Origin of the sequence: Dokdonella sp., from assembly GCF_036518555.1 — a bacterium.
In the GTDB taxonomy this organism is placed as follows: Bacteria; Pseudomonadota; Gammaproteobacteria; order Xanthomonadales; family Rhodanobacteraceae; genus Dokdonella_A.
The window spans coordinates 1-25,601 of sequence record NZ_DATDMY010000069.1 but is presented as its reverse complement, the minus strand read 5'-3'; the positions used below and the strand labels follow the sequence as shown (position 1 = coordinate 25,601).

Annotated in this window: 27 protein-coding genes; 12 read left to right on the top strand and 15 right to left on the bottom strand. The window is 70.8% G+C overall.

What is annotated here, in order from left to right:
* Positions 1–247 precede the first annotated feature (247 nt).
* Entirely contained in the window at positions 248–2,344 is a 2,097-nt protein-coding gene (locus tag VI238_RS04480) for a transglycosylase SLT domain-containing protein (protein WP_331648879.1), read from the top strand.
* Positions 2,345–2,501: 157 nt separating this feature from the next.
* Positions 2,502–3,437 (top strand): complex I NDUFA9 subunit family protein, encoded by a 936-nt coding sequence (locus tag VI238_RS04475; protein ID WP_331648877.1) that lies wholly within the window; start codon positions 2,502–2,504, stop codon positions 3,435–3,437.
* Positions 3,438–3,556: 119 nt separating this feature from the next.
* Here the strand turns inward: VI238_RS04475 and VI238_RS04470 are convergent, their stop codons facing one another.
* Positions 3,557–4,018, bottom strand: a complete 462-nt coding sequence (locus VI238_RS04470) for a group 1 truncated hemoglobin (RefSeq protein WP_331648875.1) — start codon at positions 4,016–4,018, stop codon at positions 3,557–3,559.
* Between the two features lie 60 nt (positions 4,019–4,078).
* On the opposite strand from VI238_RS04470, the gene VI238_RS04465 reads away from it, so the two are divergent.
* Complete coding sequence (locus VI238_RS04465) at positions 4,079–5,344, top strand: multifunctional CCA addition/repair protein (RefSeq protein ID WP_331648873.1); 1,266 nt, start codon at positions 4,079–4,081, stop codon at positions 5,342–5,344.
* A gap of 132 nt (positions 5,345–5,476) precedes the next feature.
* Here VI238_RS04465 and VI238_RS04460 read toward each other — a convergent pair whose 3' ends face one another.
* Positions 5,477–6,652: a class I SAM-dependent methyltransferase gene (locus VI238_RS04460; RefSeq protein ID WP_331648924.1), complete on the bottom strand. Its 1,176-nt coding sequence runs from the start codon at positions 6,650–6,652 to the stop codon at positions 5,477–5,479.
* A gap of 75 nt (positions 6,653–6,727) precedes the next feature.
* Between VI238_RS04460 and VI238_RS04455 the strand changes: the two genes are divergently transcribed.
* A complete protein-coding gene (locus VI238_RS04455; protein ID WP_331648871.1) occupies positions 6,728–7,474 on the top strand; it encodes a pteridine reductase in 747 nt (248 codons plus the stop codon).
* 264 nt (positions 7,475–7,738) lie between these two features.
* Here the strand turns inward: VI238_RS04455 and folK are convergent, their stop codons facing one another.
* From folK to tsaD, 3 genes are all read right to left on the bottom strand, one after another.
* A complete protein-coding gene (gene folK, locus VI238_RS04450) occupies positions 7,739–8,221 on the bottom strand; it encodes a 2-amino-4-hydroxy-6-hydroxymethyldihydropteridine diphosphokinase (protein ID WP_331648869.1) in 483 nt (160 codons plus the stop codon).
* 62 nt (positions 8,222–8,283) lie between these two features.
* Entirely contained in the window at positions 8,284–8,640 is a 357-nt protein-coding gene (gene folB, locus VI238_RS04445; RefSeq protein WP_331648866.1) for a dihydroneopterin aldolase, read from the bottom strand.
* 57 nt (positions 8,641–8,697) lie between these two features.
* Positions 8,698–9,744 (bottom strand): tRNA (adenosine(37)-N6)-threonylcarbamoyltransferase complex transferase subunit TsaD, encoded by a 1,047-nt coding sequence (gene tsaD, locus VI238_RS04440; protein ID WP_331648864.1) that lies wholly within the window; start codon positions 9,742–9,744, stop codon positions 8,698–8,700.
* Positions 9,745–9,800: 56 nt separating this feature from the next.
* On the opposite strand from tsaD, the gene rpsU reads away from it, so the two are divergent.
* From rpsU to VI238_RS04405, 7 genes are all read left to right on the top strand, one after another.
* A complete protein-coding gene (rpsU, locus tag VI238_RS04435; protein WP_331648862.1) occupies positions 9,801–10,016 on the top strand; it encodes a 30S ribosomal protein S21 in 216 nt (71 codons plus the stop codon).
* A gap of 245 nt (positions 10,017–10,261) precedes the next feature.
* Positions 10,262–10,528 carry a hypothetical protein gene (locus tag VI238_RS04430; RefSeq protein ID WP_331648861.1) on the top strand — a complete coding sequence of 89 codons (267 nt, stop codon included), beginning with the start codon at positions 10,262–10,264 and terminating at the stop codon, positions 10,526–10,528.
* A 29-nt stretch (positions 10,529–10,557) separates the two neighbouring features.
* Complete coding sequence (locus VI238_RS04425; protein WP_331648859.1) at positions 10,558–11,004, top strand: GatB/YqeY domain-containing protein; 447 nt, start codon at positions 10,558–10,560, stop codon at positions 11,002–11,004.
* Between the two features lie 17 nt (positions 11,005–11,021).
* Positions 11,022–11,219, top strand: coding sequence for a PspC domain-containing protein (locus tag VI238_RS04420; protein ID WP_331648857.1), 198 nt, complete (start codon positions 11,022–11,024; stop codon positions 11,217–11,219).
* 54 nt (positions 11,220–11,273) lie between these two features.
* Positions 11,274–13,085, top strand: a complete 1,812-nt coding sequence (locus VI238_RS04415) for a DNA primase (RefSeq protein ID WP_331648855.1) — start codon at positions 11,274–11,276, stop codon at positions 13,083–13,085.
* A gap of 212 nt (positions 13,086–13,297) precedes the next feature.
* Positions 13,298–13,507 (top strand): cold-shock protein, encoded by a 210-nt coding sequence (locus tag VI238_RS04410; RefSeq protein ID WP_331648853.1) that lies wholly within the window; start codon positions 13,298–13,300, stop codon positions 13,505–13,507.
* A 75-nt stretch (positions 13,508–13,582) separates the two neighbouring features.
* Positions 13,583–13,744: a hypothetical protein gene (locus tag VI238_RS04405; protein ID WP_331648926.1), complete on the top strand. Its 162-nt coding sequence runs from the start codon at positions 13,583–13,585 to the stop codon at positions 13,742–13,744.
* Between the two features lie 46 nt (positions 13,745–13,790).
* Here the strand turns inward: VI238_RS04405 and VI238_RS04400 are convergent, their stop codons facing one another.
* From VI238_RS04400 to VI238_RS04370, 7 genes are all read right to left on the bottom strand, one after another.
* Positions 13,791–15,227, bottom strand: a complete 1,437-nt coding sequence (locus tag VI238_RS04400; protein WP_331648851.1) for a hypothetical protein — start codon at positions 15,225–15,227, stop codon at positions 13,791–13,793.
* Complete coding sequence (locus VI238_RS04395) at positions 15,224–16,153, bottom strand: D-alanyl-D-alanine carboxypeptidase family protein (RefSeq protein WP_331648849.1); 930 nt, start codon at positions 16,151–16,153, stop codon at positions 15,224–15,226. The genes VI238_RS04400 and VI238_RS04395 overlap by 4 nt, the downstream gene beginning before the upstream one ends.
* Complete coding sequence (locus VI238_RS04390; RefSeq protein WP_331648847.1) at positions 16,153–17,109, bottom strand: DUF3617 domain-containing protein; 957 nt, start codon at positions 17,107–17,109, stop codon at positions 16,153–16,155. The genes VI238_RS04395 and VI238_RS04390 overlap by 1 nt, the downstream gene beginning before the upstream one ends.
* Before the next feature lie 43 nt (positions 17,110–17,152).
* Entirely contained in the window at positions 17,153–17,473 is a 321-nt protein-coding gene (locus tag VI238_RS04385) for a hypothetical protein (protein ID WP_331648845.1), read from the bottom strand.
* A 75-nt stretch (positions 17,474–17,548) separates the two neighbouring features.
* On the bottom strand, positions 17,549–19,159 hold the full coding sequence (locus VI238_RS04380) for an NAD(P)/FAD-dependent oxidoreductase (RefSeq protein ID WP_331648843.1): 1,611 nt from the start codon (positions 19,157–19,159) through the stop codon (positions 17,549–17,551).
* A 64-nt stretch (positions 19,160–19,223) separates the two neighbouring features.
* Positions 19,224–20,405: a kelch repeat-containing protein gene (locus VI238_RS04375; protein WP_331648841.1), complete on the bottom strand. Its 1,182-nt coding sequence runs from the start codon at positions 20,403–20,405 to the stop codon at positions 19,224–19,226.
* A gap of 282 nt (positions 20,406–20,687) precedes the next feature.
* Complete coding sequence (locus VI238_RS04370) at positions 20,688–21,962, bottom strand: MFS transporter (RefSeq protein ID WP_331648839.1); 1,275 nt, start codon at positions 21,960–21,962, stop codon at positions 20,688–20,690.
* Between the two features lie 152 nt (positions 21,963–22,114).
* On the opposite strand from VI238_RS04370, the gene VI238_RS04365 reads away from it, so the two are divergent.
* Positions 22,115–22,612 carry a beta-lactamase hydrolase domain-containing protein gene (locus VI238_RS04365; protein WP_414650027.1) on the top strand — a complete coding sequence of 166 codons (498 nt, stop codon included), beginning with the start codon at positions 22,115–22,117 and terminating at the stop codon, positions 22,610–22,612.
* Between the two features lie 6 nt (positions 22,613–22,618).
* Here VI238_RS04365 and VI238_RS04360 read toward each other — a convergent pair whose 3' ends face one another.
* The 3 genes from VI238_RS04360 to cyoE form a co-directional block, all read right to left on the bottom strand.
* Entirely contained in the window at positions 22,619–23,098 is a 480-nt protein-coding gene (locus VI238_RS04360; RefSeq protein ID WP_331648837.1) for a glutathione peroxidase, read from the bottom strand.
* Positions 23,099–23,189: 91 nt separating this feature from the next.
* A complete protein-coding gene (locus VI238_RS04355; protein ID WP_331648836.1) occupies positions 23,190–24,320 on the bottom strand; it encodes a dipeptidase in 1,131 nt (376 codons plus the stop codon).
* An 81-nt stretch (positions 24,321–24,401) separates the two neighbouring features.
* Positions 24,402–25,355, bottom strand: a complete 954-nt coding sequence (cyoE, locus tag VI238_RS04350; RefSeq protein ID WP_331648920.1) for a heme o synthase — start codon at positions 25,353–25,355, stop codon at positions 24,402–24,404.
* Positions 25,356–25,601: the final 246 nt, after the last annotated feature.

Here is a 25,601-nt window from a genome sequence, read left to right as displayed (position 1 = left end):
GTATCTCCAAGGTGGTCACGGGTTGGTTCGTTGGAGGCACACGCACGGTGGTCTTCCCTCCCCCGGGCGCAAGCGTCAAGAAAATGTAAAACAAATGTTGTGGGTTTGCTATGGCGCGTCGCCATCCGCGGCGTCCCGATGTGCGTCCGGTGCGCGATGCGGCGCCGCAGCAAGCTACACTGCGCCGATGGACCTGATCCGAGCCGTTCCGATGCGTTCGACCCCTGTTCCCCGGCGATCGTGGCGCGTGGGGCACTTCCTGCTTGCGCTCGCGGCGCTCGCCTCCGCCGTGCCGGTCGCCGCCTCGGACCGCGCCAGCCAACGCGCACAGTTCCGAGCGGCGCTCGCGGCCGCGAAGAAGCCCCCCGAGGGCGCGTGGCGCAAGCTCGCCGCGGGTCTCGAGGCGGATCGGTATCCGCTCTATCCGTACGTCGAACTCGCTGCGCTGCGGCCGCGCCTGGCCAAGCTCGAGCGCGGCGAGGTCGAACGCTTCCTCGAACGCTGGGCCGGTACGCTGCCGGCGCAGGACCTCCGCGAAGCATGGTTGCGCGAACTCGCCCATCGCGGCGACTGGAAGGCCTTCCTCGCGGACTACGCGCCGACCGAGGACCGCGGCCTCCAGTGCGACGCGCTGCAGGCCCGCCTGGCCGAGGGTGCGAAGCTCGACTACGCGCGCGATGTCGAACCGCTCTGGCGTGGCGAGCGCGCGCTGCCCGACCCGTGCGACGCGGTACTGCGCAGCCTGCGCGCGCAAGGCTTGGTTTCCGATCCGCAGGTGTGGGAGCGACTCGAGCGCGCGGCCGACGCGGGCAGCGCGGAGGCGGCCGACGATGCCGCCGCGCTCCTCGCCGGCAGCGATCGCGTCGATGCCGACCGCATCGTCGCCGCGCTGCGCGACCCTGCAGCGACGCTCGCGAAAGCGAAGGGCTGGGCCGACGCCGCGCGCACGCGCGATGCGGTGTCCTACGCGCTCGCGCGTCGTGCCCGCCGCGACAGCGACGCCGCCGAAACCGCGTGGGCCGATCTCGGTTCCCGTTTTCAATGGAGCGACGCGCAGAAGAACCGCATCCTCAATGCGATCGCGCTGTACCGCTCGACGAGCTATTCGCCGGATGCGCTCGCGCGCCTCAAGGCGCTGCCCGCGGCGGCCGACGACGACGCGACGCGCGAATGGCGCGTGCGCATCGCGCTCGCCATCGGCGACTGGGCCGAGACGCTCGCCGCGATCGAGCGCCTGTCCGACACGCAGAAGGCCGACGCGCGCTGGCGCTATCTGCGCGCGCGCATGCTCGGCAAGCTCGGCCGCGACGCCGAAGCCGCGAAGCTCTACGCCGAGGTCGCGCGCGAAGCGAACTTCCACGGCTTCCTCGCCGCGGACTGGAGCGGCCAGCCGTACTCGATCTGTCCGCTCGAACTCGCCGGCGACGCGGCGTCGGAGGCCGCGATCGCCGAACGGCCCGACCTCGTGCGCGCCTTCGAGTTCCGTGAACTCGACATGCTGCCGGAGGCGCGACGGGAGTGGAATTTCGCGCTCGCCAAGCTCGATGCGAACCAGCGCCGGCTCGCCGCCGACTACGCCTATCGCAAGGGCTGGTACGACCGTGCCGTGTTCGCGTTCTCGGCCGATCGCGAGACGCAGCGGCTGTACCGGCAACGCTTCCCGCTCGGCCTCGAGCCGCTGGTCAGGCGCGAAGCCGCCGGCGCCGGCATCGACCCGTCGTGGGCCTACGGCATCCTGCGCGCGGAAAGCGCGTGGATGACCGACGCGCATTCGCACGCCGACGCGTACGGCCTCATGCAGCTGCTGCCCGGCGTCGCGAAGAAGCTCGCGAAAGCCGAGAAGCTGCCGTATTCGAACGCGCGCGACCTGTTCGATCCCACCCTCAACGTGCGGCTCGGCACGCGCTTCCTCGGTCGCATGGCCGCCGCCTACGACGGCAGTCCGTGGCTCGCGAGCGCGGCCTACAATGCCGGCCAGGCGCCGGTCGGGCGCTGGCTCGAAGCGCGCGGCTCGCTCGAGCCGGACTTCTTCATCGAAACGATCCCGTACAAGGAGACGCGCGAGTACGTCGCGCGCGTGCTCGCCTTCAGCGTCATCTACGACTGGCGCATGAACGGCAACGCGCTCGCGCTGTCCGCGCGCATGCCGAAGATCGGCCAGCCCTACCGCGCGCCGGACGACTCGACGCCGCGCAAGGCCGTCGCCTGCGCGACGACCGCGGTCGAGCAGACTCCGCCGGCCGATTCGCCCGCGAGCGATGCGCCGCCGCCCGAGGCGGGCGGCGGCGAACCCGCCGCGGCCCCGCCGTCGTCGGTGCAGTCGCGTTCTCCTCGAAACGAATGACGGATCCGAAGAACGGAGCGCGGTGCACGCGAGCACGGCACGGGAATTTTTCCTCCGTGTACCCCGCGTTTCAATCTTTCCGCCTTCGACGTGAAGGCAGCGCGTTGCAAGCGCATGCGAAACGCGCTACATGGAGAGTTCCTTGCAGGAGCTCGCGATGAGACCGCAGAAGATCGTCGTGCTCGGCGGCACCGGCTTCGTCGGCCGCCACCTCGTGCCGCGACTGCAGCGCGACGGGCATGCGATCCGCGTGCTCACGCGCAACCGCGACCTGCATCGGGGGCTCGGCGTGTTGCCGCGCGTCGCGCTCGTCAATGCCGACGTGCACGATCGTTCGACGCTCGCACGCGAACTCGCGGGCGCCGACGCGGCGATCAACCTGGTCGGCATCCTCAACGAGCGTGGCAACGACGGCGCCGGCTTCCGCAAGGCGCACGTGGAGCTCACGCGCACCCTGCTCGACGCCTGCGCCGGTAGCGGCGTGCGACGCCTGCTGCAGATGAGCGCCCTGCGCGCGGGGGAAGGCACGAGTCACTACCTGCAGACGCGCGCACAGGCGGAAGCGCTCGTGCGCTCGTCGCCCCTCGCATGGACGATCTTCCGCCCGTCGGTGATCTTCGGCGACGGCGACGGCCTGTTCTTCCGCTTCGCCGCGCTGCTGCGCGTGGTGCCGATCCTGCCGCTCGCGCGCGCGCACGCGCGCTTCCAGCCCGTGTATGTCGGCGACGTCGCGGAGGCGTTCGCACGTGCGCTCGCGCATCCCCACACGCAGGGTCGATGCTACGAGCTCGGCGGCCCGCGCGTGATCGAGCTCGCCGAGATCGTGCGCTGGACCGCGCGCATGATCGGCAAGCGGCGCGTCGTGCTTCCGCTACCGGACGCGCTCGGCCGCGTGCAGGCGCTCGTCGGCGAATGGTTGCCCGGCAAGCCGATCTCGCGCGACAACTTCCGCTCGCTGCAGTTCGATTCGGTCGCGCGCGACGACGGCCTCGCCGCGCTCGGCATCGTCGCCACGCCGATGGAAGCGATCATGCCGCGCCTGCTCGGCGGCGACAGCCACCAGCGCGCGCTCGACCGCTTTCGGCGCGGCTGACCGGCACGGCGATACGCGCGGAGCACGCGTGGCCGGTGCGCAATGACGAACCGCCACGGCGATGACGATCCGACGCGGTGGCAGTCGGCGGGGCCCGCCGCTCTGCGGCCCGGCCCGCCCTACTGGCCCACGATCTGCGGGCGCATCGGACCGAACAGGGCGAGCAGTCGCTGCTGCTGGTCCTTGGGCACTGCGGCCTTGTCGAATGCGCGCACGAGGTCGCCGACGAAGCGATCGAAGTCGTCGTCGGTGAGGTTGAGTCCGCCGTGGGCCTCTTCCATGCTGCGACCCGTGTACTCGCAGGGACCGCCGGTCGCCGCGCAGAACTGCTCGATCAGCAAGCGCCGCAAATCCGGCATGTCGGTGTTCGCGAAGAACAGGTTGATGTGCGGGTCGTTGTGGATTTCGCCGAGCGCGGCGTCGACGACCTTCTCGATGCCGGCCTGCGCGCCGAGTGCCCGGTAGAGCGAATCGTCGCGTGCGGGCGCGGACGCGGGTGCGGGCGCGGTCCTGCGTGGCGCGGTCGAGCAGGCCGGAAGCGCGAGCAGGGCGCAGGCGAAGACGGCATGGCGTGCGTGCAAGCGATTCTCCCCGGGTTTCGCTGGCACAATGCCAGCCGGTTTCCCCTGGCAAGTCAAGCGATGCGCATCTACCTCGTCGGCGGCGCCGTGCGCGACCGCCTGCTCGGCCTCGACGTCGCCGATCGCGACTTCGTCGTCGTCGGCGCGACCCCCGAGGACATGCGCGCGGCGGGGTATCGTCCCGTCGGCAAGGATTTCCCGGTATTCCTGCATCCGGCGACGCAGGAGGAATACGCGCTCGCGCGCACCGAGCGCAAGACCGGGCGCGGCTACCACGGCTTCTCGATCCACGCCGACCCTTCGGTCACGCTCGAGCAGGATCTCGAGCGGCGCGACCTCACGATCAACGCGATCGCGATGGACGAGCGCGGTGGCATCGTCGACCCGTTCGGCGGCCGACGCGACCTCGAGCAGCGCGTGCTGCGCCATGTGTCGCCCGCGTTCGTCGAAGACCCGGTGCGCGTGCTGCGCGTCGCACGGTTCGCCGCGCGCTTTGCCCCGCTCGGTTTCCGCATCGCCGACGACACGCTCGCGCTGATGCGGCGCATGGTCGACGACGGCGAAGTCGACCACCTCGTCGCCGAGCGCGTCTGGAGCGAGACGCGCAAGGCGCTGACCGAGCCGGCGCCGTCGGCATTCCTGCGCGCGCTGCGCGCGTGCGGCGCGCTCGGCGTGGTATTCCCGGAGATCGATGCCCTCTACGGCGTACCGCAGCGCGCCGAGTTCCACCCGGAAATCGACACCGGCGTGCACGTCGAACTCGTGCTCGACCAGGCCGCGCGCCTCGCGCGCGGAGACGACCTCGTCGGCTGGTGCGCCCTCGTGCACGACCTCGGCAAGGCGCTCACGCCGACACCCGAGCTGCCGCGCCACGTGATGCACGAGCAGCGCGGCGTCGCGCCGCTGCGCGCGCTGTGCGCGCGCCTGAAGGTGCCGGCCGAGCACGCGGCGCTCGCGGAACTCGTCTGCCGCTTCCATCTCGACGCGCACCGCGCATTCGAGCTGCGAGCGGAAACCGTGCTCGACCGGCTCGAACGCATCGACGCGTTCCGTCGTCCCGAGCGCATCGCGCCGTTCCTGCTCGCCTGCGAAGCCGACAAGCGCGGCCGACTCGGACGCGCCGACGAACCGTATCCGCAGGCTGACTACCTGCGCGCCGCGTACGCGGCCGCACGCGCGATCGACGCCGCGCCGTTCGTCGCGCAGGGGCTTGCCGGGGCGAAGATCGGCGAAGCGGTGCGCGCGGCACGCATCGCGGCGATCGCCGCCCTGAAGCGAGACGCGCGGGGCGCGCCCGGCAGCCTTGGACGGGAGTCACGCGACTGAACGCGGAGCGCTCTGACGGGACGGGAGCGATCAAGCAACACGCGCGGGCGCGAAGGGGCTCTTCCTCCACGGACCCCGTGCATCGGGCCTCCTCGCCCTCCCCCGTTCGTGTCCTTCGTGTTCCGGCGCGGGCTACAGCCGATGCGAAAGGTCGAACGCGCGCAGGCCCGGCAAGGCGTCGACGCCGCCACGCGCGAACGCGATCGCCTGGAAGCGCTCACCCATGTCGCCGGGCAGGGTCAGGCGCTTGGCCTCGGCGACGCGCTGCACCCGCTCGATCTCGGGCAAGCCGTCGTCGACGAGGTCGAGCAGGCCGCTCGCGAGCAGAAACTGGCCCTGCGGCGCGTAGCCGACGAAGTCGAATCCGGCGCCGACGCCCGCTTCCGCGAGCGCGGTGAAATCGACGAACGCGGTGATGTCGGTCAGGCCCGGCCAATGCAGCGGGTCGGCGTGCGCGCGGTGGCGGTAGTGGCACACGAGCGTGCCGTCGCTGCGCGTAGGCAGGTAATACTCCGCACGCGGATAGCCGTAGTCGACGAACAGCGCGACGCCCGCTTCGAGCGTTGCAGCCACCGCCTGCATCCAGTACGGCAATTGCGGCAGCACTTCGGAGCGGTAGCCGTCGACGAAGGGCGTGCCGAGCGCGCGTTCGAGATGGCGCACCGCGTTCGCGACGAGCAGGTCGGCCGGGCGATCGACGCGCACGAAGCGTCCGCCCCCATCGAGCGCGACGTGTTCCTCGTGCACTTCGCCCTCGAGCAACGTGAAGCGCGTCGTCGGCAGCGCGTCGACGACCTCGTTCGCGAACAGCACGCCGTGCCAGCCGCGCTCGGGCGGGCGCGCGATCCACTGCGCGCGCGCCGCGACGTCCGCGGGCAGTTCGGCCGCGATGCGTGCGCGCTGCCGCGCGGCGAGATCGGCGCTCGGCTCGAGGATGAGGAAACGGCGCGGCAATGCCTCCATCGCGGCGAGCTCGCGCAGCGCGTCGACCGCGAACGCACCGCTGCCACCGCCGAGTTCGAGGACGTCGGCATCCGCGCCGAGCGCGCCGAGCGTCGGCGCGAACGCGCGCGCGAGGCAGCGCGCATAGAGGGAACCGAGTTCGGGCGCGGTCACGAAGTCGCCGGCCGCGCCGAACTTGGTGCGCCCCGCGCTGTAATAGCCGAGCCCGGGCGCGTACAGGCACAGCTCCATCCAGCGCGAGAACGGCATCGAGCCGTTGGCGCGGATCTCGTTGCGCAGGAGCGCCGCGAGCTGGTCGGAGTGCGCGCGTTCGTCGCTGTTGGGTTCGGGCAGCTGCGTGTTCAGGACTGGTCGGCCGCGACGTTCTGCGGCACTCTCGGCGATGACGTGCAAGAAGCATAACCTGAAGGAGAGCGCGACATGGCGAGCACGCAGCAACGGCCGGTAGCGCTCGTGACCGGCGCCGCGCGTCGCGTCGGCGCGACGATCGCTCGCACCCTGCATGCCGCCGGCTACGACCTCGCCTTGCACGCACGCAATTCGTACGCGGAACAGGAAGCGCTCGCGCAGGAGCTCGAGGCCGAGCGTCCGGACAGCATCCTGACCGTGCAGGCCGAGCTCGCCGACGCCGACTGCCTGCCCGACCTCGTCGACGCCGTGCTCGCGCGCTTCGGTCGCCTCGACGCGCTCGTGAACAATGCATCGACGTTCTATCCGACGCCGCTAGCGAGCGTCACGCCCACGCAGTGGGACGAGCTGTTCGCAGCGAATGCGCGCGCGCCGCTGTTCCTCGCGCAGGCCGCGGCGCCCCATCTCGCGGGCCGCAACGGCGCGATCGTCAACCTCGTCGACATCTACGCCGAACGCCCGCTGCCGCGGCACAGCGTCTACTGCATGGCGAAGGCCGCGCTCGCGATGCTCACGCGCGCTCTCGCGCAGGAACTCGCGCCGCTCGTGCGCGTGAACGGCGTCGCGCCCGGCGCCGTGCTCTGGCCCGAAGCGGGCAAGGACGAAGCCGAACAGCAGCAGCTCATCGCGCGCACGCCGCTCGCGCGCGCAGGCACCCCCGCGGACGTCGCCGGCGCCGTGCTCTGGCTGCTGCGCGACGCGCGCTACGTGACCGGCCAGATCATCCGCGTCGACGGCGGCCGCTCGCTGTCGATGTGATCTTGCCTGGCGCAGGAGCGCAAGTTCAAGACACGAAGGAAAAGCAAGAGATCAAGAAATTGAAACACGGAGCTCGCGGAGCGCACGGAGCACACAGAGGAAAAGCCTTCGGATGAAGAGCTTCTCGTCTTGCTTTCTCCGTGTGCTCCGTGTGCTTCGTGTTTAAAGCTTTTTCCTGCTGCTGCTTTTCCTTCGTGTCCTTCGTGTCCTTCGTGTCCTTCGTGTCCTTCGTGTCCTTCGTGTTTCAGGCTCTTGCAGTCGCTCCTACAACGCGACTGATTCGAAGCGGGTTGCGTGATCGGGTGATGCGGCCCACAGTTCGGCGAGCGTGCGGCCGTCGCCGGGTACGCGCACGTCGGCGGCGATGTCGGCGAGCGGCTTGAGCACGAACGTTTCGCGCAGTTCGCGTCGCGGCACCTGCAGGTGGCCCGGGCCATCGATGATCGCGTCGTCGAACAGCACGATGTCGACGTCGAGCGTGCGGCTCGAGTAGCGCGGCACGTCGCGGCGGCGCCCGTGGCGATCCTCGAGTGCGTGCAGCCAATCGTCCAGCGCAGGCGCATCGAGATCGCTGTCGATGCGGGCGGCAAGATTGACGAAGGCCGGGCCGTCGAAGCCGACCGCGGCGAACCGGTACGCCGGCGACGCGACGATCGGGCCGAAGCGCGCGCGCAACTCGGCGAGTGCCGCGCGCAGATGGCGCTCGGCGTCGAGGTTGGAACCGAGGCTGAGCCACGCGCGGTGCATGACGCGAGGGCCGAGGGCAGTGGCGCGGACGCGGGGCTCGTGCGGAAACCCGTGGCGCGCGGTCACGCGCGCGTTCCGCGCTCGATCACCACGCCGACCGCGCGCGAGCCGGTCACGGCGCCCGGCTTGGACAATTTCAGGCGCAGCCACGGCACGCCGAACTCGTCGCGGATGATCGCCGCACAGCGCTCGGCGAGCGTCTCGACGAGCTCGAAGCGCGATTCGCCGACGAACGCGATGAGGCGTTTCGACACGGCCTTGTAGTCGAGCGTGTCGGCGATGCGGTCGCTCGCCGCAGGGCGCGAGTTGTCGAACGCCATCTCGATGTCGAGCGCCACGACCTGGCGCGTCGTGCGCTCCCAGTCGTAGATGCCGATGATCGTCTCGATGCGCAGATCTTCGATGAAGACGAGGTCCATGCGTTCTTGAAGGTTGGGGCCGAGGGCGGAGTGTAGGTGGTGCGACGATCGTCGCGATCACGCGACGGGCGGAAGGCTCGCGAGGTCCCAGCGCGGACGCACCTGGATCTCGAGCGTGTCATGCTGGCCGGCGGCAAGGCGCAGCGCCCCCGCGAGCGCGATCATCGCGCCATTGTCGGTGCAGAACTCGAGCCGCGGGAAGTGCACGCTGAAGCCTTCGCGCGCGCCCGCGTCGGCGAGTTCGCTGCGCAGGCGCCGGTTCGCGCCGACGCCGCCCGCGATCACGAGCCGCCTCGCGCCGCTATGCGCAAGCGCGCGACGACACTTGATCGCGAGCGTCTCGACGATCGCCTCCTCGAACGCGCGCGCGACGTCGGCCTTGGTCTGCTCGGAACGGTCGCTCTGCTGCCAGGCGAGCAGGACCTGGGTCTTCAGCCCCGAGAAACTGAAATCGAGGCCGGGCCGATCGGTCATCGGGCGGGAGAAGCGGAACGCGCCCGGCCGCCCGTGTTCGGCGAGCCGCGCGAGCGCGGGCCCGCCGGGGTACGGCAGCCCCATGAGCTTGGCCGTCTTGTCGAACGCCTCGCCGGCCGCATCGTCGAGCGTGTCGCCGAGCAGGGTGTAGCGACCGATCGCGGCGACTTCGATGAGCATCGAATGGCCGCCCGAGACGAGCAGCGCGACGAACGGCGGCTCGGGCGGATCGGCCTCGAGCAGCGGTGCGAGCAGGTGCCCCTCCATGTGGTGGACGCCGATCGCGGGCAGGCCGAGCGACCAGGCCAGCGACCGCGCCGCGGTCGCGCCGACGAGCAGGGCGCCGACGAGCCCCGGTCCGGCCGTGTAGGCGACCCCGCCGATGTCGGCGACGCCGAGGCCGGCGCGGGCGAGGGTTTCGCGCACGAGCGGCAGCAGCTTGCGCACGTGGTCGCGCGAGGCGAGCTCGGGTACGACCCCACCGTAGTCCGCGTGCATGCGGACCTGGCTGTAGAGGGTATGGGCGAGCAGGCCGCGGGCGGGGTCGAACACGGCCACGCCGGTCTCGTCGCAGGACGTCTCGATCCCGAGCACGGGGCCGCCGGGTGCCTTTGCAATGGCTGGATTCATCGGGATAGAATACACGGCTCGCCCGTCAGCCCCGGGCCTGTGTCATTGGAGAATGTATGCCCAACGTCAAAGTTCGCGAAAACGAACCGTTCGAGTTTGCCCTGCGCCGCTTCAAGCGCACCTGCGAAAAAGCAGGCGTGCTGGCTGAAGTGCGCAAGCGCGAGTTTTACGAAAAGCCGACCCAGGAGCGCAAGCGCAAGCGCGCGGCTGCGGTCAAGCGTCACCTTCGCCGCGTCTCGCGCGACGTGACCAAGCGTCAACGCCTGTACTGATCCTCGACGCCGGTCGCTTCGGGGACGCGCGCCCGCGCACCCCGGACCGGATCGGCAGGATGAAAGGGCTGTTCATTCGGCCGGCACCCGCAAGGGTGCCGGCTTTTTGCGTTGGGCCGGCGTCAGTCCTGACGAACGCCTCGAGAATCCTCGAACAGCCTGACATGGCGCACCCGCGCGACGCGGCGGTCCCGGGATACAATCGGGGTCCACCCTGTCACCCCAACCGGCGCATGCCCGAGTCCATGCACAGCCCATTGCGCGTCGGCGACTGGCGCGTCGATCCGCTGCGCGGAGAGATCGAGCCCGACGGGCGCAGCGAGCGCAGGTCGGACGCCACCCATCGCGTCGCCGCGCGCCGGCTGCACGGCGGCGACGGCCACGTGGCCTGGACACAGAGCTGCGACCGTCCGCTCGGCGACGTCGTCGCGTCGCAGAAGGATCTCGCCGGCGAAATCAGCCGCTCGCTGCCGGCGCGCCTCGCGCCTGCGGCCACCCACGACGCCCGCTGACACCCGCGGTCCGGGCCATGGAGTTTCCGATGTCACTCAAGCAACAGCTCACCGACGACATGAAGGCCGCGATGAAGGGCGGCGACAAGGAACGCCTCGGCGTGATCCGCCTCGTCAATGCCGCGATCAAGCAACGCGAGGTCGACGAGCGCATCGTGCTCGACGACGCGCAGGTGCTCTCGGTGCTCGAGAAGATGCTCAAGCAGCGCAAGGATTCGGTCACGCAGTACGAAGGCGCCGGCCGCGAGGACCTCGCCGCGATCGAGCGCTACGAGATGGGCGTGATCGAGGGCTACATGCCGGCGAAGATGTCCGCCGGCGAGATCGACGCGATCGTCACCCGGGCGATCGCCGACGCCGGCGCGACGAGCGCGAAGGACATGGGCAAGGTCGTCGGACTGGTCAAGCCGCAGGTCGCCGGCCGCGCCGACATGGGCCAGGTCTCGGCGCTGGTCAAGCAGAAGCTCGGCGGCTGACCCGGAGGAGCGCGCCCATGACCGCTGCACGGCCGCTGCGCCGTTCGCGCCGCCATCGCGTCGTCGCGGGCGTGATGGGCGGCATCGCCGAACATTTCGGACTCGACCCGACCGGCCTGCGCGTCGTCTACGTGATCGGCTCGATCGTGTCGGCCGCCTTCCCCGGCCTGCTCGTGTACCTCATCCTCTGGCTGCTGATCCCGCAGGAAGGCTGACCCGCCGGCGATCGCCCGGCGGCCGTCGTCCCCGCGTGGCATGCTGAGCGCCCAATGTCCGGCCGCATCCCCGAAAAGTTCATCGACGACCTGCTCGCGCGCGTCGACATCGTCGACGTGATCCAGGAACGCGTGCCGCTGAAGAAGGCCGGCCGCGACTGGTCGGCGCGCTGCCCGTTCCACGACGAGCGCTCGCCGTCGTTCACGGTCAGCCCGGCCAAGCAGTTCTACCACTGCTTCGGATGCGGCGCGCACGGCAGCGCGATCGGCTTCCTCATGAATTACGACCGCCTCGAATTCCCCGACGCGGTCGAGGAGCTCGCGAACCGCCTCGGCCTCAAGGTGCCGTACGAAGGCGGGCGCGAGGCGCCGCGCGAAGACAGCACCGACCTCTACAAGCTGCTCGACGCGGCTGCCGCGTTCTACCGCCGCCAGCTCGAGGCGAGCGCCCGCGCGCGGGCATACTTCGAAGACCGCGGCCTCGACGCGTCGACGCTCGCGCGCTTCAACCTCGGTTTCGCGCCCGACGCGTGGGACGCACTGAAGAACGCGCTCGGCACCAACACGCAGCGCATCACGCTGCTCGAGAAGGCGGGCATGCTCACGAGCGGCGAACGCGGGTCGAAATACGACCGCTTCCGCAACCGCGTGATGTTCCCGATCCTCGATCGGCGCGGCCGCACGATCGCGTTCGGCGGCCGAATCATTCCCGCCGTTCGCCCTGATCGCGAAGGTCAACAAGCGGGCATGCCTGCCGGCACGTCTCAACTGAACGCCGCTCCGAAGGAAGCATCCGACAAGGCCGAAGGGCCGAAGTACTTGAACTCGCCCGAAACTCCGCTGTTCCACAAGGGCCGCGAGCTGTTCGGCCTGTGGCAGGTGCGCGAGGCGCACGCGAAGATCCCGCGCCTCGTCGTCGTCGAGGGCTACATGGACGTGATCAGCCTGCACCAGTTCGGCGTGCCGCAGGCGGTCGCGACGCTCGGCACGGCGACCACGCGCGACCACGCCGAGATCCTGTTCCGCCAGTGCGCGGACGTCTATTTCTGCTTCGACGGCGATCGCGCGGGGCGCCAGGCCGCGTGGCGCGCGGTCGAATCGGTGCTGCCGCGCATGCGCGACGGCAGGCAGGCGCTGTTCCTGTTCCTGCCCGAGGGGGAGGATCCCGACACGCTCGTGCGCAAGGAGGGCCTTGCCGGTTTCGAGCAGCGCCTCAAGGACGCGATGCCGCTCAGCGAGTTCTTCTTCGGCGAACTCGGCAAGGACGTCAACCTCGGTTCGCTCGACGGCAGGGCGCGCCTCGCCGAGCGGGCGCGGCCGCTGCTCGCCCAGATCCCGGACGGCGCGTTCCGCGACCTCATGCTCGCCGAACTCGACAGGACCACGGGCGTACGCGTGCAGGTCGCCGCCGCGCCGTCCGAGGCGCCGGCGAAGCCGCGCGTCGCGCGCCCGGCGCAGCGCTCGCTCGTGCGCGCGGCGATCACCTTGCTCGTGCAGCGCCCCGTGCTCGCGCTCGCGCTCGACCCGCCGTGGTCGTTCGCGGAACTGCGCCAGCCCGGCATCGCGCTGCTGGTCGAACTCATCGCGCTGTGCCGCGCGCGCGCGAACCTCACCACCGGCGCGTTGCTCGAGCATTTCGCCGAGCGCGACGAGGCGAAGGCGCTGCAGAAGCTCGCGGTGGTCGACTTTCCCGGCGGCGAGAGCGAAGCGCGCGCGGAGTTCGTCGACGCGATCGCGCAGCTGGAGCGGCAGACCGCGCAGCAGCGCCTCGACGATCTCACGCGCAGGCAGGCCGAGGCGCCGCTCACGAACGAGGAGAAGCAGCAACTGCGCGCGTTGCTGGCCGACAAGGCGGCGCGATCCTGAACGGTTTCGACGTCGCGATTGGCTTTATGGACGAAATGCCTGTATGGTGGGCGCACTGTGTTTGTCAGGGTCACTGTGAACCGTGACCTGAAGCGATCGGATTTCGATCCGCTCCTTCGCCTCGCCTCGCTTTCTCCTTGCCAACCTCAGTCTCGACCCGGGATGTGCCCGGGATCGCGAATTCACGTCTTTCGAGTTTGCAGGAGTCAGTCATGGCGAGTCGCCAGAGCGGTACGGTCAAGTGGTTCAACGATGCGAAGGGTTTCGGCTTCATCACGCCGGAAAGCGGCCCGGACCTGTTCGTGCATTTCCGCGCGATCCAGGGCACGGGCTTCAAGACCCTCGCCGAGGGCCAGCGTGTCACCTTCGTGCCCGTCCAGGGCCAGAAGGGCATGCAGGCCGACGAAGTGCAGCTGGCTTAAGCCGGTTCACCGACGTCACCGTCAGGAACCCCGGGTCGCGAGGCCCGGGGTTTTCTCGTTTTGGAGGAGCAGCCGATGGCGATGAAACCCAACTACAACTACGAGAAGCGCCAGCGCGAGCTGGCGAAGAAGAAGCAGCAGGACGAGAAGCGCGCCAAGAAGCTCGAGCGCAGCAGCGAAAAGAGCCCTGGCGAGGCGGGCGCGAATACGCCGCCGGCGACGACGAAGGGCGACTAGCGACGCGTGACGTCCATGCGGGCCGCCGCGGCCCGCGCAGGGCCGTTCACCCGCTCGCGGGACAGCCGGCGGCGATGCCGTCGTCCGGCGCCACCATGTCGAGGTCGATCGCCGCCTGTGCGTTCGTCGGGTCGAGCGCGAGCGCACAGCGATAGGCCGCCGCCGCACGCGTGGCATCGCCGTCCAGGCGCCACGCGTAGCCGAGGTTGAGCCACGCACGCGCCTTGCCGGGCGATTCGCGCACCGTCGCCTGCCACAGGGCGACTTCGCTGCGGTAATCCGCATTGCGCATCGCTGTCGCGAACGCAAGCATCGCGCACGACGCGTACGCGACGACGCGCGCCGCGGTTCGCGCGCGAACCCGTTCCGCGGTTCGCATGAGCGCGCACGCGACGACGAGCATCGGCCCCGCGAGCGCAAGGTAGAGGTGGCGATCGTTGGCGAGATCGAGCCGCGGCAGCAACGAGTTGGCGGGCGCGAGCTGCAGGAAGTACCAGCCGATCCCGAACGCGAGCCACGCCATGCGACGACGCGCGGCGGACATCGCCACGGCGAGGCCCACGAGCAGCGCAACGACGACGGCGAGCGACGCGGACCACGCCGTCGGCACGCGCAGGTCCGGATCGATGTTGGTGATGCCCACGAGCGGATGCGTGAGGAGATAGCCGTGCGCGAGCAGCTGGCTCGCAAGCTGCGCGGCGAGCGGCCGCGTCGCGAGGCTCACGCCGAAGAACACGTGGTAGCCCGGCGTCGCGAGCGCCGCGACCGCGGCGATGGCGAGCACGAGCGCGTAGGGTCGCAGGCGCCGCGTCGCCGCGCGCAGCGATATCCCTTCCGCCCACGCGCGCAGCAGCGGGATCGCGGGCATCACGACCGCGGTCTCGCGCACCGCGAGCGCGAGCGCGAACAGCGCGGGGCCGAGCCACGCGAGCGCACGGCGCGAAGGCTGCATGCACGCGGCATCGTCGGCGAGCACGGCGCCGAGCACGAACGTCGCGGCGAGCGAGATCGAACGGCCGCTCGCGTAGGTGACCGCCTCGGTCGCTGCAGGATGCAGGGCGAACAGCAGCGCCGCCAGCAGCGCGGTGGCGTCGACCGGACCGAGCGCGGGCGCGAGCCGCGGCAGCCAGCGCCGCCACAGCGACCACAGCAGGCACGCATTGGCGGCATGGATCGCGACGTTGCCGGCGTGGATCGCGACGGCGCCGCCCCCAGCTTCGAACGTGAGCGCGAAACTCAGCTTGAGCAGCGGGCGGATGCCCGGCAGCGATCGCCACCAATCGGACAGCCCCTGCGTCGACGGGTTGGCGAGGATCGCGGCGAAGTCGTCGAACTGGTACGCGGCGGCGAATGCATTCGCGTACGCGAGCAGCACCGCGCCGACGAGCACCGCGAGCGACCGCCACGTACCCGCGCGACGCGGCCCGCGCGCGCCTTCGGCGCGCGATTCGTGCGCGGGAGCGCGCGCGACGGATCGGTTCATGGCCGTGGTGGCACGGTCGGTTCGGGCCGCCGTCCCGTCGACGGTGCTGTCGATCCCGGCGGCGCGTCGTGCGCGGCAGGTCGCGCCTCGAACGCGAGCTCGACGAGCGCGAGGCCATCCCACCAGCGCTCGCCCGCATCGAGCAGCACGGCGAGCACGCGATGCCCGTCGCGTTCGACGACGACGACGAGGCAGCGTCCGGCGGCGGGCGTGGTGCCGGTCTTGAGGCCGCGGGCACCGGGCAGGCCCGCGAGCAGGGCATTGGTCGAGCGCGCGACGACGATCCGGCCCGCCGCGGTCGCGAAGCGGACTTCCTGCCGGCGCGCCGCATCCGCGAGCTCGGGTTGGCCGAGTACCGCGCGCGACAGCATGGCGAGATCGCGCGCGCTCGTGTACTGCATCGGATCGTCGTGGCCGCACGGATTCGCGTAATGCGTGTCGGCAAGTCCGAGCGTGCGCGCGCGCGCGTTCATTCGTGCGACGAACGCGCGGGTCGGATCGCCGGCATCGATCGTCGCGCCGACCGCGTCGGCGAGCGCGCGGCACGCGTCGTTGGCCGAGCGCACCATCGCCGCGAGCACGAGGTCACGCCGCGCCACACGCTCGCCGCGGCGCAGGCCGATGCGCGTGCCGGTCTCCGTCGCGGCGGCCGCGGAGACCTCGGCCCATGCGTCGAGATCGCCCTGCTCGACCGCGACGAGCGCCGCCATGAGCTTGGCGAGGCTCGCCATCGGCCGTCGCTCGTCCGCGCGGCCGGCCCACAGCGGTCGCCCGTCGACTTCGACCCAGTACGCCGCGGCGACGTCGGCATAGGCGTCGACCGGCGCGTCGGTCGGCCCCACGCCCGCAGGCGACGCCCGCACGCCTGCGCACGCGAACGCGACGGCGAGCGCGCACGCCGCGGCATGCGTGCGCGTCGCGCGCATCAGCGGCTGCCGTTCGCGTCCTGCGCGCCTGCGTTGCCGCGCGCGCGCAGGCGCTCGGTGGCGTAACTGCCGCAGAACGCGCGATACGGCGAGGACTGCATCGCGGTATAGCCGCGGCCCTCGCACTGCTGTGCGGCGAGCGTGCGCGCGCGCTCGGCGCAATGCTGCACGAGGAAGCGACCGCTGCGATTCGGATCGGCGTCGGCGCAGTGCTTCGGCGCGAGATCAGGGCAGGCGTCGCCGACGAAGTCGAGGTTGCCGCTCGTCTCCGCCCGCGCGCACGCCTTCGCGAGGACCGTCGCGCGCGATCCGGCGCCGCAGGCTTCGAGCGCCTGCCACGCGGCACCACCGAACGTGCGGTCCGTCTCCGCGAAGCGCGCCGGATCGTCGGCCTCGCCCATCGTGCGATCCACGTTCGCGCAGAACTTGGCCTTGTAGGTCGGACACGCCGCCTTCGCGCCGACGTACATCGAGTACGACATGATCGAGCCGAGCTGCGCCTCGCACGCCTGGGCGGTCATCGCCTTGCCGATCGCGGCGGGCGATTCGCTCGCGTAGTCGCAGTCGCCGATGCGCTTGCCTTCGTAGCTCATCGTGATCTGCTCGCCCTGCACCTGCGCCTTCATGCTGCCGCGATAGCCGTCCGGCAACGTCTCCATCTCACCGTCGCCGGTCATGGCGTTCCTGCCGGTGCAGACGATGTGGTACGACGCCTTGCTGCCGTCGATGCGGAAGTTCTGCACGTCGCAGTCCTTGTCCTTCGGGATCGCCTGCTCGCTGACCGGGTTCGCGCGCGCGGTGCAGACGTCGACCGGCTTGCCCGGCATCGACATGCCCGCCATCTGCATCGTCGTCGTCACGCGATAGCGGTCGCCGCTGTCGGGCGCGGCGACGGCGGCGATCGTCGCGCAGCACAACGCGGCGGCGACGACGTTGCGCGGATGGTACGGGCTCATGGGTCGACCTCGGGTTCAGCGCACGCGGCGCGGGTGCTTCCCTTTACGGGAAAGCGCGCCGGAAACCCGAAGCAGGCCGGACGTGCACGGCGATGCCGGTCGGTGGACCCGGGCGCGGCGCTCCCATCGCGTCGATCGAGCCCGTCTTGTCGAACAGCGCCTGCATCCGCGCGAGGCCCCGCTCGACCTTGTCGCGCTCGGTCGGCTTCACGTGCGCGTAGCGGCCGTCGCCCTCCATCTCGCGGCGGACGTTCGCGGCGACCGTCGCGAACGCGTCCTTCGTCGTCGCCTGCACCGGCTTGTCGGCGGCGAGCGCGGACGTCGCGGCGATGGCGACGGCGAGCACGGCGGGCATCGCTTTCATGGCACCTCTGGTCCTGGCGTCGGGCGGCGCGAGGTCGCCGCCCGCATGCGCCGACGATACGCCTCCCGGATGCGCTCAGCGCAGGTCGCGCAGGATCGCGCGTGCGGCGTTGTGGCCGGGCGCGCCGGTCACGCCGCCGCCCGGGTGCGTGCCTGCGCCGCACAGGTAGAGCCCTGCGAGCGCACCGCGATAGTCGGCGTAACCGAGCATCGGTCGCGCGCTGAACAGCTGGTTGAGCGACAGCGCGCCGTGGAAGATGTCCCCGCCGAGCAGGCCGAAATCGCGTTCGAGGTCGAGCGGCGACTTGATCTGGCGCCCGAGCACGGACGCCTTGAAGCCGGGCGCCCAGCGCTCGACCGTGTCGATCATGAGGTCGGCGACGTCGTCGCGATGGTCGTCCCACGAGCGGCCGTCCGGCAGCTGCGGCGCGACGTGCTGGCAGAACAGGCTCGCGACATGGCGGCCCGCTGGCGCGAGCGAGTCGTCGAGCGTCGACGGGATCAGCATCTCGACGATCGGTTGCTTCGACCAGCCGTGCGCGCGCGCATCGAGGTACGCGCGGTCCATGTAGTCGAGGCTCGGCGCGATGATGATGCCCGCGGTGAGGTGGTCACCCGCTTGCGGCAGCGCACGAAAACGCGGTAGTTCGCTCAGCGCGACGTTCATGCGGAATGTGCCCGAGCCGCAACGCCAGTTCGCCATGCGTTCGCGCACGGGCGCCGGCACGACCGCGGGATCGAGCAGGCGCTCGTAGAGCAGCTTCGGATTCACGTTGGCGACGATCGTGCGCGCACGCAACGTCTCGCCCTTGTCGGTGACGACGCCGACCGCGCGACCGCGCTCGACGACGATCTCGCGCACGCCGCTGCCGGTACGGATCTCGACGCCGGACGCCGCGGCCGATTTCGCCATCGCCTGGGTGATCGCGCCCATGCCGCCGATCGCGTGGCCCCAGGCGCCCTTGACGCCGTTGACCTCGCCGAACACGTGGTGCAGCAGCACGTACGCGCTGCCGGGCGTGTACGGGCTCGCGTAGTTGCCGACCACGCCGTCGAAACCGAACAGCGCCTTGATCGGTTCGCTCTCGAAGAAGCGGTCGAGGTATTCGGCCGCCGAGATCGCGAACAGGTCGAGCAGGTCGGTGCGCAGGCGCGCATCGAGCGCCTTCACGCGCCGGCCGAGCCGGCCCGCGCGCAGCAGCTCGGGCAGCGCCTTGAACCAGCCGCCTTCGACGAGGTTCGGCGGCGCCTCGAGCGCGAGCGCGCGCAACTCGTCGGCGATCGCGTCGAGGCGGCGTTCGTACTCGGGCAGCCGCTCGGCGTCGCGCGGCGAAAACTTCGCGACTTCGGCCCGCGTGCGTCCGCCGCCGCTGATGAGGTAACGCTTCGCCGGATCGGGATCGTCGCCGAGCGGCAGGAAGTTGTTGAGCCTGCGCTGCACGACGCGCAGTCCGTGCCGCTCGAGTTCGAGTTCGCGGATCACCTTCGGCTGCAGCAGCGACACCGTGTACGCCGCGACCGAATTGCGGAAGCCCGGGTGGAACTCCTCGGTGACCGCGGCGCCGCCGACGACGTCGCGCCGTTCGAGCACGGTGACCGTGCGCCCCGCGCGCGCGAGGTAGGCCGCACAGACGAGGCCGTTGTGGCCGCCGCCGATCAGGATCGCGTCGCGCATGGATTCGCTCATGCGCCGATTATCGGCTGATTTCCCCGCGCGCGGCGCATCGGCACGCGACGCCGATCGAGTGCGATCAGCGCAGCGCGGCGTCGAAGCCGTCGTCGAAGATCGCGTCCACGGCATCGGGCACGAAGCGCTCCGCGGTCGCGGTCGGCATGTCGCCGACGGTATCGCCCGCGAACGCCCAGCCGCCCGCGAGCAGGATGCTGCCGTCGGCGAGCGTGACCGGCGTCGCCTCGTAGCGCGGCACGGCCATCGGACCGATGTCTTCGAAGCTCGCCGTCGCGGGATCCCACGCTTCCGCGATCGGGACCGTGACGCTGCCCGGTTCGCCCGCGAGGTGCGAGCCGCCCGCGACGAGCACGCGCCCATCGGGGAGCCGCGCGGCCGCCTGCAGCTCGCGCGCGTGCGCGAGCGTGCCCGCGGGCGTGAACGCACCGGCGGCCGGATCATAGACGGCCGCGTCGGGGTAGTAGATCGGGAAGCCGCCGCTGTAGCCGCCGTCGCTGCCGCCGGCCATGAGCACGCGGCCGTCGGCGAGGCGCACGAACGACTGCACCTCGCGCGGTTCGGGCAGGCTGCCGGTCGGTGCGAACGTGCCGGTCAGCGGGTCGTAGAGTTCGGCGCTCGCGAGCGGCCCGCCGACGCCGTCGCCGCCCGCGATCAGCACGCGACCGTCGGCGAGACGGACCGCAAGCGGCTGGATGCGCGCTTCGACGAGGCTGCCGGTCGCGCTGAACGTGCCCGTCGCGGGGTCGTAGAGTTCGGCCGTCGCGAGCACGTCGCGCGCGGTGAGGCCGCCCGCGACGAGCACGCGGCCGTCTTCGAGCAGGGTCGCGCTCGCGACGTAGCGCGGCCCGGCCATCGCGCCGGTCGCGCTGAACTGGCCGGTCGCCGGATCGTAGAGTTCGGCCGTCGCGAGCGCATCGCCGCTCGCGCCGCCGCGCCCGCCGAGCACGAGCACGCGGCCGTCGGCGAGTGCGGCGACGGTCGGCCGCATGCGGATCTCGGTCATCGCGCCCGTCGGCACGAACGCATCGGTCGCAGGGTCGTACAACTCGGCCTGGACGAGGTGCACGCCGAAATCGGCGATGCCGCCCGTGAACAGCACGCGGCCGTCGGGCAGCATCGCGGTGCCGTACGACGCGCGCGGCGTCGCCATGTCGGCGCTGCGCTGGAACGTGCCGCCGGCGACGGCCGGGGCGCAAAGAAGGCATGCGATCACTGCGCAGGCGAGCACGAGCGGACGGTGCATGGCGGACTCCGGACGAGGGCAACGGAAGGTCACCCTGCTCCCGGATTGCCGCGGCCGCATGCGTGTCGCCTCAGTCTCGAATTCGCGCGTCGTTTGGAACGCAGCCGTAACGCGTCGCGGGGTCGTTCCGAGCCATTCGCGAACGCGTGGTCGTGGCCGGGCGCGTCGGCGAGGTCGACATCGATGACGACATCCGCGGCTCCGTGGCCGAACAGTCGCGGGCGACCGCCGTCGTCTGGCCGGGCATGCACCTTCGGCGCGCGCGGCGCGCCCGGCCCGGGATCAATCTTCCCTGGTTGCCCCCGCGCGCACCGACGCGCATGCGAGCGCGACGCCGAGCAGGCACAGCGCGGCCACGTACCAGGCGGGCGCGAGGGGCTGGTTCCTCATGAGCAGCGTGACGACGAGCGGCGTAAGGCCGCCGAACACCGCATAGGCGACGTTGTAGGCGAACGACACGCCCGAGTAACGCACCGCGGGTGGGAACGCCTGCACCAGCAGCACGGGTATCACGCCGACCACGCCGACGCAGAAGCCGGTCGCGCCGTACAGCGCGTAGAGCCACCCGGGCGCCTGCGCAAGCCCGTGGTAGAACAGCAACGTCGTCCCGAACAGGAGCGCGCAACCGAGGCCGAGCGCCTTCGCCGCACCGAGGCGGTCGGCGAGCAGGCCGAATGCGATGCAGCCGAGCGTGAGCGCGAAGGTCGCGACGCTGTTCGCGGCCAGCGCGCGCGGTGCCGGGATCGCGTACAGCTTCTGGATCAACGTCGGCGTCATGAGGATGAGCACGACGATCGCGGCAGTCAGCAGCCAGGTCAGCAGCATCGACCGCACGACCGCACGACCGTGTCCGGCGAGCACCACCTGCAGCGGCAGCCCGCGCACGAGTTCGCGCCGGCGGCGCAGCTCCTCGAACACCGGCGTCTCCTCGAGCAGGCTGCGCAGGAAGACCGCGCACAGGCCGAACACGCCGCCGACGAGGAACGGCACGCGCCACCCCCACGCGAGCAGTTCGGCCGCGTCGAAGCGCGCGGTGACCCAGGTCGCGATCAGCGAGCCGAGCAGGATCCCGGCGGTGAGGCCCGCCGTGAGCGTGCCGCAGGCGAAGCCGATTCGCGGCTGCGGCACGTGTTCGGCGACGAAGGTCCATGCGCCGGGCACCTCGCCGCCGACCGCGGCGCCTTGCAGGATGCGCAGCAGCAGCAGTGCGATCGGCGCGGCCGCGCCGATCGACGCCCATGTCGGCAGCAGTCCGATCGCGAGCGTCGGCAGCGCCATCAGCAGCACGCTCAGCATGAACATCCGCTTGCGGCCGTCGCGGTCGCCGTAGTGCGCCATGAGGATGCCACCGAGCGGCCTCGCGAGATAGCCTGCCGCGAACAGGCCGAACGTCTGCAGCTGGCGCAGCCAGTCCGGCGTATCGGGCGGAAAGAACAACTCGCCGATCGTCGCGGTGAAGAACACGAAGATGATGAAATCGTAGAACTCGAGCGCGCCGCCGAGCGCGGCGAGCGTGAGCGTGCGCAGTTCGGCACGGGTCAGCGACGAAGCGGGCATGATGATCCGGGCATGCAGGTGGTCCGCACGCAGGTATAGCACGCTCGCGCGGCGGCACGCGGGGCTTGCGACGGCGGGCGCGGCGCGCGAGCGCGAACCTGCGCCGGCGCGTGCGGCGTGGGATAATCGCGCTCCCGTCCGGAGATCGTCCGATGCGTATCGTCCCGTTGCTGTTGGCGGCGTGGGTCGCAGGGCTCTCGGGTTGCATGCACGACGTGAAGTTGTCGGGCTATGCGCAACCGCGTGCGACGTTGCAGGTCGGCGGGCAGCCCACGGCGGACCAGTTGCGCGCGTTCGCGGCCGGCGGCGGCGTCGTGATCGACCTGCGCGGACCGGACGAGGCGCGCGGCTACGACGAGGCGGCGCTCGCAAGGCAACTCGGCCTGCGCTACGTCAACGTGCCGGTCGAAGGAGCCGCCGACCTCACCCCGGCCAATGCGCAGGCGCTGCACGCAGCCCTCGCGGCCGCGGGCGGGCCGGTGTTGCTGCACTGTGCGAGCGGCAATCGCGCCGGCGCACTGCTCGCGCTGGAAGCGGCGCGGTACGAAGGACTGGATGCGGATGCGGCGCTCGCGCTCGGGCGCAGCGCGGGCATGAAGTCGCTCGAGCCTGCCGTGCGCGATCGCCTTGGCGCGATGGCCCGGCCCTGATCCGCCTCAGAGCGCCTGCGCGAGGTCCTTTCCGATCGACTCGGGCGTGTCGGTCGGGGCATAGCGCCTGACCACCTTGCCGTCCTTGTCGACGAGGAACTTGGTGAAGTTCCACTTGATCGCCTCGCTGCCGAGCAGGCCTTTCGCTTCCTTCTTGAGGTAGCGGTAGAGCGGGTGCGCGCCGGCGCCGTTGACCTCGACCTTCGCGAACATCGGGAACTGCACGTCGTAGGTGAGCGAGCAGAAGTTCTTGATCTCGGCTTCGTCGCCCGGCTCCTGGTGGCCGAACTGGTCGCACGGGAAGCCGAGCACGACGAGGCCCTGGCCGCGGAACTTCTCGTACAGCGCCTCGAGCCCGGTGTACTGCGGCGTGAACCCGCATTTCGAGGCGACGTTGACGATCAGCAGCGTCTTGCCGCGGTAGGCCGACAGCGATTGCTCCTCGCCGTCGATGGTCTTCGCGCTGAAGTCGTAGATCGAAGTCATGGGTCGCCTCCGGGTTCGCGCCAGTGTATGCCCGGGCCGGCGCGCGGCCTAGTGTCGCCGCGCGGGCCGCTCGCCGAACGAGGCGCCCGGCTCAACCCCAGACGTCGCCGAGCACGCGCGCGAAGTTGGCGCCGAGGATCTTCTCGATGCGCGCGTCGGAATGGCCGCGTGCGGACAGCATGGCCGCGAGCACGTCGAAGCGGTCGGCGACGTTGAGGTCGGGGATGAACATGTAGAGGTCCGCCGGACGCCCGTGGTCGAAGATGCCGTCGCCGACCATCGCGGCGATGTTCTCGCGGTTGTCCTGCTCGAACTGCGGCGTGCGCTCGATCGGCGCGATGCCGCCGTCGGTGCCGATGCCGACATGGTCCTCGCCGCAGACGTCGATCGCATGTTCGATGTGGCGCACCACGTCGATCGCCATCGGCTGCGTGTCGGTGCGCAGGTAGGGCCAGAAGATGATGCCCGCGACGCCGCCGCGTTCGGCCATCGCGCGCAACTCGGCGTCGGTCGTGTTGCGTGGCAGGTCGGCGAGCGCGCGGCAGCCGGTATGGCTGATGAGCACCGGCGCCTTCGATGCCGCGATCCCCTCGGCGATCGTGCGCTGCGAACCGTGCGCGAGGTCGACGACGACCTTGTCCGTGTTGAGGCGTTCGATCAACGCGTGGCCGAGGCGACTGAGGCCGGCGTTGCCGGGCTCGGTGCAGCCGTCGCCGGCGAGGTTGCGGCGGTTGTGCGTGATCTGCACGACGCGAATGCCGAGTCGGCGGAACAGCGCGACGCGATCGAGGTCCTCGCCGATCGGCTCGCTGCCCTGGAAGCGGGGGATCAGCCCGAGCTGGTGCGCTTCGTGGGCGCGGCGCAGGTCCGCCGTTTCGCCGACGAGACGGAATGCGTGCGCATGCTTCGCGACGACAGCGCGTACGTGCGCGAGCTGCGCCGTCATCCTTTCGAACTGCGCGTCGTTGTTCCAGTAGCGGCCGTTCGGGCCGACGCTCAGCAGGACCGCGCCGAGGCCGGACGCGCGCGCCGCGGCGAGCTCGCGCGGCGCATCCCGCGGGTCCGCGTCGGGCGCGAACAGGAACAGGCCGCTCTCGCCGTCGATCGCGATCGTGTCGCGGTAGCGTGGCCATGCCGGCGCGCCGGCCGCGCGCAGGCGCGGCCCCAGCATCCCGGCCGCGGCGACGCCCGCGGCCACGAGGAACCCGCGGCGATCCGGCATGGCACTCCCTCGGTGCGCGCCACGTACGAGGCGCTTCGGAGGGATCGAGTATAGGCCTGCCCCCGCGGGGGCGCGCAAGCGTCAGCCGACGCGGCGGAACGCGATGGCCGGGCCGGCCAGCGGATCGGGCGGAAGGTAGTGGTCGACCAGCAGGAATGCGAACAATGCCATGAGGTATACGATGGAATAGTTGAACACGCGCATGGCGAAGAAGTCGTCGGGTGGGTCGAGCAGGCGCACGGCGTAGTAGAGGAATGCCCCGCCGAGCACGAGCGCGCCGCCGAGGTAGAACAGGCCGCTCATCCCGGTCAGGTACGGCAGCGCCGTGATGACCACGAGCAGGACGGTGTAGAACAGCACGTGCCAGCGCGTGTAGGTCACGCCGTGGGTGACGGGCAACATCGGCACCTGCGCGCGCGCGTAGTCGTCGCGGCGGAAGATCGCGAGCGCCCAGAAGTGCGGCGGCGTCCAGATGAAGATGATCAGGAACAGCAGCAGCGCGTACGGATGCACGTTGCCGGTCACGGCGGCCCAGCCGAGCACGGGCGGCGCGGCGCCGGCGGCGCCGCCGATCACGATGTTCTGCGGCGTCGCGCGCTTCAGGTACGCGGTGTACACGACGGCGTATCCGATCAGCGACGCGAACGTGAGCGCCGCGGTCAGCGCGTTGACGAGCGCGACGAGGATCGTCATCGACAGCGCGCCGAGGATCAGCGCGAACGCGAGCACCTGGGTCGGCGTCAGTGCACCCGTAGCGAGCGGTCGATGCGAGGTGCGCACCATGACCTTGTCGATGCGCTGGTCGATCAGATGGTTGAGCGCCGCCGCGGACGCGGCTGCGAGCCAGATGCCGACCATGCCGGCGATCGCCGGCCGCATCGGCGGCAGCCCGGGCACCGCGAGGAACATCCCGATCACCGCGGTGAACACGATCAACGCGACCACGCGCGGCTTGGTCAGTTCGAGGTACTGGCGGGCGACGGGGGGCATGGTGGCGGATCGATTCTTGCTCGGAAAGAAGAAAGATTGAAACACGAAGGACACGAAGGACACGAAGTAAAGCTCGAGATGAAACCGAAGCAACGATGCAGGCTACGCCAAGCAGGCGGTCACTGTCTGGTTTTCAATCCTCTCGGCTCTTCCTTCGTGTCCTTCGTGTCCTTCGTGTCCTTCGTGTCCTTCGTGTTTCAGTCTTTTACGGTCGCGCCGTGCGGCGAAACGCGCACGAGCAGCGCGATCAGCGAGAACAGCAGCAGGGCAGCGACGCCATTGTGCGCGGTC